Origin of the sequence: Psychromonas aquimarina ATCC BAA-1526 (assembly GCF_000428725.1) — a bacterium.
Classification (GTDB): Bacteria; Pseudomonadota; Gammaproteobacteria; order Enterobacterales; family Psychromonadaceae; genus Psychromonas; species Psychromonas aquimarina.
The window spans coordinates 61,220-74,294 of record NZ_AUAM01000013.1; the positions used below are offsets into that span (position 1 = coordinate 61,220).

At 43.2% G+C, this 13,075-nt stretch carries 11 protein-coding genes; 3 read left to right on the forward strand and 8 right to left on the reverse strand.

Annotation, left to right across the window (positions count from 1 at the left end):
- Positions 1 to 9: 9 nt before the first annotated feature.
- A complete protein-coding gene (locus G337_RS0105180) occupies positions 10 to 963 on the forward strand; it encodes a peptidoglycan binding protein CsiV (protein WP_028862934.1) in 954 nt (317 codons plus the stop codon).
- Between the two features lie 45 nt (positions 964 to 1,008).
- Here the strand turns inward: G337_RS0105180 and G337_RS0105185 are convergent, their stop codons facing one another.
- The 4 genes from G337_RS0105185 to rluC all read right to left on the reverse strand — a co-directional run bounded on the left by G337_RS0105185 (position 1,009) and on the right by rluC (position 3,936).
- On the reverse strand, positions 1,009 to 1,992 hold the full coding sequence (locus G337_RS0105185; protein ID WP_028862935.1) for a glycosyl transferase family protein: 984 nt from the start codon (positions 1,990 to 1,992) through the stop codon (positions 1,009 to 1,011).
- A 12-nt stretch (positions 1,993 to 2,004) separates the two neighbouring features.
- A complete protein-coding gene (locus G337_RS0105190) occupies positions 2,005 to 2,649 on the reverse strand; it encodes an HAD family hydrolase (protein ID WP_028862936.1) in 645 nt (214 codons plus the stop codon).
- A gap of 25 nt (positions 2,650 to 2,674) precedes the next feature.
- Positions 2,675 to 2,857 (reverse strand): hypothetical protein, encoded by a 183-nt coding sequence (locus G337_RS28560; protein ID WP_157619230.1) that lies wholly within the window; start codon positions 2,855 to 2,857, stop codon positions 2,675 to 2,677.
- Positions 2,858 to 2,997: 140 nt separating this feature from the next.
- Positions 2,998 to 3,936 (reverse strand): 23S rRNA pseudouridine(955/2504/2580) synthase RluC, encoded by a 939-nt coding sequence (gene rluC / locus G337_RS0105200; RefSeq protein ID WP_028862937.1) that lies wholly within the window; start codon positions 3,934 to 3,936, stop codon positions 2,998 to 3,000.
- 377 nt (positions 3,937 to 4,313) lie between these two features.
- On the opposite strand from rluC, the gene rne reads away from it, so the two are divergent.
- Complete coding sequence (rne, locus tag G337_RS0105205; RefSeq protein ID WP_028862938.1) at positions 4,314 to 7,469, forward strand: ribonuclease E; 3,156 nt, start codon at positions 4,314 to 4,316, stop codon at positions 7,467 to 7,469.
- A gap of 181 nt (positions 7,470 to 7,650) precedes the next feature.
- Positions 7,651 to 8,601: a thioredoxin-disulfide reductase gene (gene trxB, locus G337_RS0105210; protein ID WP_028862939.1), complete on the forward strand. Its 951-nt coding sequence runs from the start codon at positions 7,651 to 7,653 to the stop codon at positions 8,599 to 8,601.
- A 61-nt stretch (positions 8,602 to 8,662) separates the two neighbouring features.
- On the opposite strand, the gene nlpI is transcribed toward trxB, so the two are convergent.
- The 4 genes from nlpI to yajC form a co-directional block, all read right to left on the reverse strand.
- Positions 8,663 to 9,592, reverse strand: coding sequence for a lipoprotein NlpI (nlpI, locus tag G337_RS0105215; protein WP_028862940.1), 930 nt, complete (start codon positions 9,590 to 9,592; stop codon positions 8,663 to 8,665).
- Between the two features lie 233 nt (positions 9,593 to 9,825).
- Positions 9,826 to 10,773 (reverse strand): protein translocase subunit SecF, encoded by a 948-nt coding sequence (gene secF / locus G337_RS0105220; RefSeq protein WP_028862941.1) that lies wholly within the window; start codon positions 10,771 to 10,773, stop codon positions 9,826 to 9,828.
- Between the two features lie 14 nt (positions 10,774 to 10,787).
- Complete coding sequence (secD, locus tag G337_RS0105225; RefSeq protein ID WP_028862942.1) at positions 10,788 to 12,650, reverse strand: protein translocase subunit SecD; 1,863 nt, start codon at positions 12,648 to 12,650, stop codon at positions 10,788 to 10,790.
- A gap of 64 nt (positions 12,651 to 12,714) precedes the next feature.
- Positions 12,715 to 13,050 (reverse strand): preprotein translocase subunit YajC, encoded by a 336-nt coding sequence (gene yajC, locus G337_RS0105230; protein ID WP_028862943.1) that lies wholly within the window; start codon positions 13,048 to 13,050, stop codon positions 12,715 to 12,717.
- Positions 13,051 to 13,075 lie beyond the last annotated feature (25 nt).

A 13,075-nucleotide genomic window follows, 5' to 3' on the forward strand; every position in this document is an offset into this window, starting at 1 on the left:
GGATACATCTTGAATTACAGACTGTTATTACCCTTTGTTTTTATCTGCACTTCACTGTCAGTCAGCGCCGAACAGCGCTGGTTTGAAGTTGAACTGCTTCTTTTTCAACGCAATACCGACATTAAAAATGTAAATGAGAAATTAGCTTCAGATAATATCTCTGTTGATACAACAGACAGTATCAATATGTTAAAAGCGCAGCCGGACAGTCAGTGTCTGCCGGACGAAAGCTGTCTGCACCAGCAGCTGCCGGTCGTCATAAAAACTGAGCAGTTTGATAATGAAAACAATGTCTTTCAGCTGTTAGATGAGTCACATCTGCAGTTAACCGAGCAGCGAAGAAAATTAAAAAATCACGCCTCTTTCACACCCGTTGTGCATTTAGCCTGGCGTATGCCCGTTGACAACAGAGCCAAAGCGCTTCCTATTCACCTTTTTGCAGGGGAAAATTTAGCTTTTAAAGTACCCGCGGCTAAAACAGCAGACGATAACCCGACACTGCTCACGGCAGAAACTGAACTGACAGATACAGTAATGGAGGAATCTACTCAAACAACTACCCTGCAGCAGGCTATCAGCAGTGTACAACCGCCAGCTGTGCAGCAGACAGATAAATGGGAAATTGACGGTAATTTCAAAGTCTATCTGCAGCATTACCTGTTCATTGACAGTCAGCTGGTTATCCGCCAGACGGCCAGACAGGATATCGAACAGGCTGAAGTTCCAGCAGTTGCGGATTTTGAAGTGATCGACAGTGAAAACGATGTACAGATAATCAATCAGACTTCCGCAGTAGAAAGCATACCAACAGCTCAGGAAACGGTAATTAAAGAAGTGCTGTTCGATCAGAACCGCCGCCTGCGTAGTGAAGAGATACATTATCTGGATCACCCGTTAATGGGCATGATAGTGCAGATTCGCAAGATCCCTAAAAAAACTCAGTCTGCTGATTCAGCTGAATAGTTTTCAAGATAAAGCCCGCCGCAAGCGGGCTTTAACCTTACTCATTTACAAGCTTTTATCCCTTGTTTTCCAATACTGCTCTGCCAGCTGCAGACAATCCTGCTGACTGTCTGTCTCATTAAACTGCTTCAAAATAACTGCAATGGTAGAGATAACAGCCGCATCACCATATTCATCCTGTGCTTCCCCCGTCCATACTTTTCTTAAATACTCAGCCGAAACCTCACCATGAGCGCCACTGCTCTCTTGTAAATAGGTCGGCCACTGCTCCTCAAAGTAACTGCTGCTGTTATTTATGCTGCGCACACCGCAGACAGTTGTACTTACACGCGGATTAATTTCACTTTCACCGCCCTCGCCCTTAAAAGCAATCATATTAACTTCTTTACTTAATACAGCGGCCTGTGCATGCAGTTTTTCATAACCTTTGTGAAAGACACCGTGAACTGCATAGGGAGCTGCACAGGGATTAAGCGCTCTGGCAACCGTGTTAAGCGGCGTACGTAAACCGACTTGATCGCGTAATGCTAATAGAGGAATCAGCTTAGGACAGTAAGCAGATAAAGGCAGGTAGCAGATACTGCTCTTATCCAGAAGCTGCTCTGCCTGCTGTGGAGAATGTGCGATACCGATATTTAAGTCAGGACATGCCTGTTCAACCTGAAATTTAACTGCATCTACAGCATTGTAACCGTGGATAACAATACGTTTGCCCTGCTCTGCTAATACCTTAGCGGCTAATAATAACCACGGCGGCTGGCGTTTTTTCCCGGCAAAGCACGGCCAGTCTAAATCTGCATTTATTGACCGCCATTGCGGTGAAATCGTCTCACGCAGTGCTTCAATATAACCAGCGGCTTCTTCTGCAGTCTCACAGCGCACCCGCTGCAGCATCAGCAGTACAGCAAGCTGTAATAACTGTGCATCACCGTTAAGGTACAAAGTTAATGCATCAAAGGCTTCCTGCTGCGTTAAAGAACGGCGTCCTTTTTCACCCCGGCCGGTTATTTTAATGTATTCACTAAACATAATAATCCTTGTTTATATATAAGAGCCAAGCTGCGAGGGTAAATCATTTAATATTGCGATCGGTTTAAACTGCGAAAGTATCTGCTGATCATGTACTCCGTAGGTAACCCCCACACAGGCGATGTTAGCATTATTTGCCATTTCTAAATCATAACTGGAATCACCAATCATCAGAGCCTGCTCCGCTGTAATATCTAGTGTTTCTAATATTTTAAACAACATTAACGGATCCGGTTTAGAGCATGTTTCATCGGCGCAGTAGGTCACGCTGAACAGATCCAGCACATCATATTTGTCCATCATACGGTTAAGGCCGCGGCGGCCTTTACCCGTTGCCACTGCAAGCAGGTACCCCTGATCCTTTAGTGACTGCAGCCAGGATCTGATGCCGGGATAAAAAGGCGTTTCCTGCTGATTAATATGCAGATACTGCTGACGATATGCATCGATCATCTCATTATGTTTACTTGTATCCTGTAAAGGAAACAGAGTCTGCATAGACTTCTCTAAACTCAGTCCGATAATATGGCGGACCTCTGATGCTGATGGAGGAGGCAGTTGACAGGCATCGGCGGCATGCTGCACGCAGGTGATAATTTTATCGATAGAGTCCATCAATGTGCCGTCCCAGTCGAAAATAATAACCGGATATTTCATTTTACCTCTCTTTATCTATGATTCATTAAAAACCAGCATAAGGATATAAAAGGAAAATACAATAATAATACCAATCTGAATAAGCATCTGATTTTTTATGCTGGTTAAAATCAATTCTATCTTCGTTATTAATTTCGTAATTAGAATAACTAGTTACATCAATTAATACCTTGCTAGTATCGATTTTTCCTGCGCCTAAACTAACCATTTACTTAATCAGTTTGGTATAAGCTGCAGTTTTGTTAAATCAGGGCCGGGCAGCAGAGGGGGCTTAAGGAGTAACGGATGCTGAAATAAGCGCATAAACTTTAAGCACTTATTTCAGCTGATTTAAACTGCGTTTTCAGTTTAACTGCGCTGCAGTTTTTCCAGCAGAGCTTCAAGCTGCGCGCACAGCGGCGCACTGACTGTCATCTCTTTTTCTAAAACCGGGTGGAAAAAGGTGATATGTGCGGCATGTAAAAACAGACGGTTAAGCCCAAGCTCCTGCATTTTACTGCTGAAGTTCTCGTCTCCGTAACGTTCATCACAGGCAATATTATGCCCTTTACAGGCAGTATGCACCCGGATCTGGTGGGTTCGACCTGTTACCGGACTAGCTTCCACTAAAGTACAGCCCTGATAACGCTGCAGTATTTTAAAACGAGTTTCAGAAGGTTTACCTTCCGGACTGACTTTAACAACTGAGTTCTGCGCATGTTTTAATAACGGCTCGCGAACACTGCGCCATTTTTTATCCCATGCACCTTTTACCAGCGCCATATACTGTTTGTTCATGGTTTTATTACGCAGTTGTTCATGTAAAGCTCGTAACATGCTGCGTTTTTTGGCAATTAATAAACAACCGGATGTTGCTTTGTCAAGGCGGTGTACCAGTTCTAAAAAGCGCGCTTCAGGGCGTAATGCCCGCAGCCCTTCTATCGCGCCGAAATCAAGACCGCTGCCGCCGTGTACTGCCAGGCCGGAAGGTTTATTTAAAATGATCAGGCCGTCATCTTCATAAACAATTAAAGATTCTAATTGAGCAATTTTATTTAATTTAGGTGAAGGTAAAGAATTTTCTTGCGCAACACGCACCGGCGGAATCCGCACCAGGTCACCTTGCTGAAGTTTATATTCAGGTTTAATACGTTTTTTATTCACACGTACTTCTCCCTTACGCACGATCCGGTAGATCATACTTTTAGGGACACCTTTTAAATGTAAACGAAGAAAATTATCGATTCGTTGCTGTGCATTTTCTTGAGTGATCTCAAGTATGCGTACTGAGTGATTTATCTGTTCCATTCGTTAAGTTTATCACGACTTAAACAGATAATATGTAAAAATTTATATTGCGGGTAATACCCTATTAATGAGAGAATTGGCTAGTTAACGACTCGTTGATGCAATATTGACTAGAAGTCGAAATAACGAAAATAATGAAAACATAATGTTGAGCCTTTTTACTCATTAAGAATACCTTGATTAATTTAAATCAACAGGACTGTCGGTTTGCTGTTTTACAAGCTGTACAAGCCTGATTAATGAGATTCTTGCTTTCACTTTATAATGCACCTCTGCACATTCCCAGTCGAGAGACTGTATAAACAGACCCGAGGTCAAGTGAGCAAATGTATCGCCAACACACTAAAAAATAACGATAAAATTAAGAGTCATATAAAATGAAAAGAATGTTAATTAATGCAACTCAAGCAGAAGAGCTGCGTGTTGCCCTTGTAGACGGGCAGAAACTTTACGACCTGGACATTGAAAGCCCGGGTCATGAACAAAAAAAAGCAAATATCTACAAAGGCAAAATCACCCGTGTTGAACCAAGTTTAGAAGCCGCATTTGTTGATTACGGCGCTGAACGTCACGGATTCCTTCCACTTAAAGAGATTGCCCGCACTTACTTCCCTGAAGGTTACTCCTTTAAAGGCCGCCCTAATATCAAAGACGTGATTAAAGAAGGCCAGGAAGTTATTATCCAGATTGAAAAAGAGGAGCGCGGTAACAAAGGCGCGGCTTTAACCACCTTTATCAGTCTTGCCGGCAGCTACTTAGTATTAATGCCTAATAACCCTCGTGCAGGCGGTATCTCCCGTCGTATCGAAGGTGATGAACGTACTCAGTTAAAAGAAGCACTTAGCCATCTGAAACTGCCTAACGGTATGGGTTTAATTGTACGTACTGCTGGTGTTGGTAAAACACCGGAAGAACTAGAATGGGATCTTAATGTTTTAGTTAATCATTGGCAGGCAATTGATGAAGCTTCACGCTCAAAACCGGCGCCCTTCTTAATTCACCGTGAAAGCAACGTTATTGTACGTTCTATCCGTGATTATCTACGCCGTGATATTGGTGAAATTGTTATCGACCACGCCAAAACATTTGAACTTGCTAAAAACCATATCTCCATGGTTCGCCCTGATTATGTTAACCGTCTTAAATTATACCAGGGTGAAATCCCGTTATTCACTCACTACCAGGTAGAAAGCCAGATTGAATCAGCTTTCCAGCGTGAAGTACGTTTACCGTCAGGCGGCTCAATTGTTATTGATCCCACTGAAGCGTTAACCTCAATCGATATTAACTCTGCCCGTGCTACACGCGGCGGTGATATCGAAGAAACTGCATTTAATACCAACCTTGAAGCAGCGGAAGAAATTGCCCGTCAGTTACGCCTGCGTGATTTAGGCGGCCTGGTTGTTATCGACTTTATCGATATGACACCGGCTCGTCACCAGCGTGAAGTTGAAAACCGCATGCGTGAATCCGTACGTCAGGACAGAGCCCGCATTCAGTTAGGCCGCATCTCTCGTTTCGGTCTGATGGAAATGTCACGCCAGCGTATTCGTCCTTCTCTAGGTGAATCAGCATCTCGTGTCTGTCCGCGCTGTCATGGCCAGGGTACTATTCGTGATAATGAATCCCTTGCATTAGCCATCCTGCGTCTGATTGAAGAGGAAGGATTAAAAGAAAATACAGTACAGATTCAAGCAACTGTACCTGTTGCTGTTGCCGCATATCTGCTTAATGAAAAACGTAAAGCAGTAGCTAAAATCGAAAAACGCCATAGCTGTGAAGTGTATATCATTCCAAATGCTAATCTTCTAACACCGCACTTCGAAATCAAACGTACTCGTAAAGACGGTAAAGAAGACATTAACTATGATGCGCTTGAGAAGCAGCATACGGTTTATGTTCCAAATGTCATCAAAGATGAAAATAAAAAAGATTCAGATCCTGTATTAACCGGTTTTTCCAGCCCGAAAAAACAGGTAGAGGCTAAAGCGAAGCCGAGCAAAGCCGAAAGCAAACAAGTACAGCAGCCTGAATCGTCATTCGTTTCTCGTCTGTTCTCTGCTATCTCATCGCTGTTCTCAGATACAAAAGAGGTTCAAGCAGAAGAGAAAAAGCCTGAAGAGAAAAAAGTAGAACGCAGTAAAAACACCCAGCGTCAGCGCAGCAGCAGCCGTAACCGCAACCGTAACCGTAATCAGAACCGAGCAGACAAAAACAGCTCTGAAACAAAAGGTAACGAACGTAAAGCGAATACACGTAAAGACAATGAACGTGTTAAAAAGCAGGATCGCAGTCAGCAGCCGCATAGCAAAAAAGACAACGAAGAAGTAGTTGCAGTTCGTCGTAAACGCAGAAACATGCGCAAAAAAGTACGTGTGCAGAATACTGAACAAGCGCTAGAAAATGCAGCAGCACCAGTTACTGAACCTGTAGTACAAGCAGTTGAACAGCCTGTACAAGCTAAGAAAAAAACGCGTAAAGCAGAGCCTAAAGCAGCAGTGAAACAAGCAGCAGCCGCTGCGCAGAAAGCTGAAACAAAAGCAAAACAAAGCGAAACTGAACAGGTAGACAGCGAAGCTAAAGTAGCAACTGGTGATGAATATACACCGGTTGCAATTCCAAGCCGCCGTTCTCGCTACCTGCGCAACAACGGTCAGCGTAAGAAAAAGAACAACGTTTCTGAAGATAATATTGAAAGCACAGTACCGGCTAGTCAGCTGGATCCTGTCTGCAGCCGTTATCCAGAAACTGAAATTAATGCAGAAGCACCGTTCGAACCCGTTGCAGATCAGGCAATGGCAGAAATGGCTAACGCATTAAATGAAATTGAGCAGAAAACACGCAGTGAAGCACCTGTTGCCAGTGAAATCAGTACTATTGATAATACAGTTGATACTCACCAGGCTGCGCAGCAGCTTCAGGAAAGTATTTCTGAAGAGGTCATTGAACAGGCTACACAGATATTACCTGAAACAGCAGCTGAAGCACCTGTTGCTGAAACGCCTGTAGTTGAAACGCCTGTTGCTGAAACGCCTGTAGTTGAAGCACCTGTTGTTGAAGCACCTGTTGCTGAAACACCAGTAGTTGAAACACCAGTAGTGGAGACGCCTGTTGCTGAAGCACCAGTAGTTGAAGCACCAGTAGTTGAAACACCAGTAGTTGAAGCACCAGTAGTTGAAGCACCTGTAGTTGAAGCACCTGTAGTTGAAGCACCTGTAGTTGAAGCTGCGGTAGTTGAAGCTGCGGTAGTTGAAGCTGCGGTAGTTGAAGCTGCGGTAGTTGAAGCTGCGGTAGTTGAAACACCTGTTGTAGAAACAGCGGCGACAGCGAAAAAATTCGGAACAGTGAGCGCAGTAACACAGTATGCCGCTTCACCAATGACCAGAACGGTCAGTGATGCGCTGGACCTTAGTGCTGAAATTGTAATTATCGGTGCAACTGAACGAGCACCTATTACAAAATCAACACAACAGGCCGGCAGCCGTTTTGCCACAAATCACTCCAGCAGTGAAACGGTAAAAGCAGCCTTGTAATGCTGTAATATTACTCAATAGCTTTTACCTATTAAATTAAACGGATATTTCATTGAAATATCCGTTTTTTTATACTGCTATTTTTTTTCTACAGGTTTACTATAGCCTTCTAAAATCTATAACAGTTTGTTTACTTTTCACAACAAAAAGCGAACAACTCAATTTATTTCAAGGTATTTTTATGAGCGAAACAATACATCACAAACTATTAATTTTAGGCTCAGGTCCTGCTGGATATACAGCAGCTGTTTACGCAGCCCGTGCTAACCTGAATCCTGTTTTATTAACAGGTATGCAGCAGGGAGGTCAGCTGACTACAACAACTGAAGTAGAAAACTGGCCGGGCGGTAATGCTGATATGACAGGTCCAGGTCTGATGGACAACATGAAAGCACATGCCGAACGTTTTGATACAGAAATCATATTTGATCATATTAATGAAGTTGAATTAACTAAGCGCCCTTTTACTCTAAAAGGTGACAGCAATACTTACAGCTGTGATGCATTAATTATCGCTACAGGCGCATCGGCACGCTATCTTGGCCTTGAGTCGGAAGAAGCTTTTAAAGGTCGTGGTGTGTCTGCATGTGCTACTTGTGACGGTTTCTTTTACCGCAACCAGAAAGTTGCAGTTGTCGGTGGTGGTAATACCGCAGTTGAAGAAGCATTATACTTGTCTAATATTGCTTCCGAAGTTCACCTGATCCATCGCCGTACAGGTTTCCGCTCTGAGAAAATTTTATTAGACAGACTCAATGACAAAGTCGCTAACGGCAATATTATTCTCCATACAGACAGAGTCTTAGATGAAGTCTTAGGCGATGAGATGGGTGTTACCGGACTGCGTTTAAAAGATACTTTATCAGATAAAACTGAAGAGCTTGAAGTGATGGGCGCCTTTATCGCTATCGGCCACAAACCGAATACCGATATGTTCGAAGGTCAGCTGGAAATGAATCACGGTTACTTAAAAGTGCAGACAGGCAGTGAAGGTAATGCAACTCAAACCAGTATTAAAGGTGTATTTGCAGCTGGTGATGTCAGTGATCATATCTACCGCCAGGCTATCACTTCAGCAGGAACAGGCTGTATGGCAGCCCTGGACGCAGAGCGTTTCTTAGATAATCTGTAAAATTTTAAACCGTACTAACCAAAAAAGGTAACCCGCGGGTTACCTTTTTTATTTCCGAAAATTAACGCGGCTGCTGATTATTATTTAGTTCAGTCTGCAGCATCTTCTGAATCGCAGCTAATTCTATCAGTGAATACTTGTATTCAATAAAGTCATGCACGTTAGTAGCTGTGCTTAATTTAAAATAATAAATCGCAGTTTCTAAATCCCCGGATAATTTATGCCAGTGCGCCAGGTAAAAATAAGCTTCACATAAACGCTGTGCCAGCTCTTTATTGCTCTTAACACCGAATGAAACCCGTTCAAAAAACTCCTTTTCAGTGGTTCGCCCGGCAATAACATCAACCAGCAGCCAGGCATAACGTTTATCTCTATCCTGCTGCTGGGCATCCTGCAGAGCCTGCTGTGCTTCCTGCGGCGCTGTTTTGCTGTTAATAATAAAACGCCATAAAACCCGGTACGGATCGTTAACATCAAGTTCATAGAATGTGTCAATATCATCGCTGGCCAGCTCATAACGCTTTACCTGATACAAACCAATTGCACGATGCAGGTAACTGTAGTGCATATTTTCAGACAGCTCTATTGCAGAATCGAAGTTTTCAAAAGCTTCACTGTAAGACTGCGCTAATAGGAGATACAGACCTAAAGAGTTATAGGCATCAGCAAAAGTCGGATCAATATTAATTGCCTGATGGAAGTCATAGCGGCTGTGTGCGCTTAGCCCCATACGATCATAAATAATACCGCGTTCATAAAATAAGACAGCACGCTGTTTCGGATCCAGCGCTTTCTGCTCGGCAATCAGCTGATTAATACGCAGCAGCTTTACCTCATCCTGGTAATCAATCTGCACCGCAGTGGCAATCGGGAATACAGGCGATGCAGGAGTGGTTTCAGGTACCGGCTCATCATCAGTCGATACGCTCTGACAGGCAGTCAGCGTTAATAATAGCGGTAAGAAAAGCAGTGCAGACAAATGAATTCTCATGAATAAACCCTTGTAGATAAGAGATTTAAGAGTGAACTATAACACAGATAAAGTAAAGGTCGATCTCGGTAAAGCCTCTGCAAAAATATGATTTAGTGAGACAAGCTAAAACAGTTATGTATAGATTTAATACCTCTGCAGACAGCGGGGTAATATACTCTTAAAATCAAGGCATAAAAAAAGCACTGCGGACAGTGCTTTTTAGAGAAGAAAAGGAGTTAAAGCAGATTCTGTTAAAGAATCGCCTCCTGATCTGCCCCCTCTTTTTCAACAACTTCAGGGATCATATGATCACGTGAAATGCCTAATCTAATAGCCGATGAGCTGGCAACATAAATCGAGGAGTAAGTACCTACAAATATACCAATCAGCAGCGCTGTGGCAAAGCCGTGGATCAACGCGCCGCCGAAGATAAACAGTGACACAAGTACAAAAATGGTTGTACCCGATGTAATTAAAGTACGGCTTAAAGTCTGCGTTAACGAATGATCAACAATTTCTTCAGGTGTTAATGTAGCCTGCAGGCGGAAGTTTTCACGTATGCGGTCAAATACAACAATTGTATCATTAAGCGAATAACCTACTACGGCTAACAGCGCGGCCAAAACCGTTAAATCAAACTCCAGCTGAAACAGAGAGAAAACACCTAAGGTAATGATAATATCGTGAGCAAGAGCAAAAACTGAGCCCATTGCTAAACGCCATTCGAATCGAGCACTAACGTAGATCAGGATACAGATAAGCGCAATAATAATCGCTAAGCCGCCGTCTTCAGCCAGCTCGTCACCAACATTCGGTCCGACAAACTCAATACGGCGCATATCAACCTGACCAAAATCAGCCTGCTGCAGGGCATTAAGCACATTAGTACCAATAACCTCCCCTTTTACACCTTCACGAGGGGCCAGACGCACCATCACCTCATGGCTGCTGCCGAAGTGCTGCACAATTGCATCGGGAAAATCAGCTTGTGCAAGTGTCGCACGCACATCTGTTAAATTAGCAGGCTGCTCGAAACCAACTTCAATCAGGGTACCGCCGGTAAAATCAAGCCCCCAGTTTAACCAGTTAATGCTCAGTGTTGCCAGAGAACCCACAATTAACAATATTGAAAACCAAGAAGCAGGTTTTGAATATTTCATAAAGCGAAGAGTCTGCTTCGCTCTAAATAACTCAAACATAATTTATCCTTGCCCTAAATTGATAGTTTTTTAATGTTGTTACGACCGCCCCAGACTGCGTTGACAATAGCACGCGTTCCGAAAATTGACGTTAACATTGAAGTTGCAATACCAATCGCAAGTGTCACTGCGAAACCTTTAATAGGTCCTGTACCCACAGCAAACAGGATGATTGCAGTTATTAAGGTCGTAATATTTGCATCGGCAATGGTGGAGAATGCATTGGCATAACCCTCATGAATCGCTTTCTGCACCGATCTTCCCGCGCGTAACTCTTCACGAATTCGCTCAAATATCAATACATTAGCATCAACAGCCATACCTACGGTCAATACAATACCGGCAATACCAGGCAGCGTTAATGTTGCACCTGGAACCATCGACATTACACCGATAATCATCACGATATTAAATAACAATGCAGTATTCGCCACTACACCAAACTTACGGTAATAGACAAACATAAACAGAATCACAGCAAGCATACCGTAAGTCATCGCTTTAATACCGTTATCGATATTCTGCTCACCTAAGCTCGGACCGATTGTACGCTCTTCAACGATCTGGATTGGAGCGATCAGCGCACCGGCACGTAATAACAGAGCTAAGTTATGCGCTTCTGCGGCATTATCAAGTCCGGTAATACGGAAACTGCGGCCAAGCTGCGCTTGAATGGTTGCCACATTGGCAATTTCTTCACGCTTTTTGATTTCAAGTTTACCGTTGGCTTTTTTCTTGCCGGTCGGTAAATACTCGATAAACAGTGTTGCCATCGGTTTACCAATATTACTTTTGGTAAAGCGGGACATTTTACTGCCGCCTTTTGAATCAAGAGAGATATTAACCTGCGGGCGTCCGTATTCATCGGCACTGGACTGTGCATCAACAATATGGTTACCAGTTAAGATAATCTTCTTCTTAACCACTACTGGACGTCCGTTACGCTCTTTATAAATAACAGAAGAGGAAGGTAAACGGCCGGCTAATGCATCATTAACATCAGTCACTGAGTCTACCGGATGGAATTCCAGTGTAGCAGTTGCGCCGAGGATCTCTTTAGCACGGGCAGTATCTTGAATACCGGGTAATTCAACTACAATACGGTCAATGCCCTGGCGCTGTACTAACGGCTCAGCTACACCCAGTTCATTAACACGATTACGCAGAATACTTAAGTTCTGCTGCAGAGCATCTTCTTTTATTGCTTTTAATTTCAACTCTGTCATGGCAATAGACAAGACATACTCGTCATTTTCTACTTTATCAGTAAACTCAAAACCGGCATTTCGAGGTTTTAAGAAATCAACTGCTTTATCTAATGTATTCTGATCCGTAAATCGTAATAAAACACCAGTGGTACCGGAATCTTTACGGATTCCGCGAAAACGAATTTTTTCTTCACGCAGATCCGAACGCAGATCTTGAACCATCTGTTCCTGCGCTTTAACAACCGCTTCATCCATATCCACTTCCATCAGGAAGTGTACGCCGCCGCGCAGATCAAGACCTAGTTTTAAAGGTCCGCCGCCGATAGCTTCTAACCAGGCAGGTGTAGACGGGGCTAAATTTAATGCAGTTACAAAACCGTCACCAAGTGTGCTGCTGATATTCTCACGGGCAACAAGCTGGTCTTCACTGGATTTTAAACGAACTAATATTTGTCCGTCTTCTAAAGCCGCACTTTTAGGGCTGATGCCGGCCTGCTGTAAAATGCTTTGAACTTTATCTAAAGTAGCAAGTTCGACTTTTGCACCACGAGTAGCTGAAACCTGAATGGCAGGATCTTCCCCGTATAAATTCGGAGCGGCGTAAAGTAAGCTGATCAGCACAATAAAGCCGAGCAGTACATACTTCCACATTGGGTATTTATTTAACACATTTCTGTCCTTTGAAGTAGGGACTAAAAAAAAGCGAAGCAGATAACTGCTTCGCTTTATTTACTTAGATTGATTTAATAGTGCCTTTCGGTAGAGCGGCACTGATGAAATCTTTTTTAAGAACAATAACGTTATTTTCATTCAGTTCAATTTGAACATAATCATTTTCGTCACTGATTTTAACAATACGGCCGATTAAACCGCCTTGTGTTAATACTTCATCACCTTTACCAAGGTTGTCCATCAGACCTTTATGCTCTTTAGAACGGCGGGCCTGCGGGCGATAAATCATAAAGTAGAAAATCGCAGCAAAGATAACCATCATAAAAATAAAAGAAAAACCACCCTGCTCAGGTGCGCCTTCAGCTGCTGCATGTGCTTGTGAAATGAATAGACTCATCTTGTATCCCTTATAAATTGAAAAT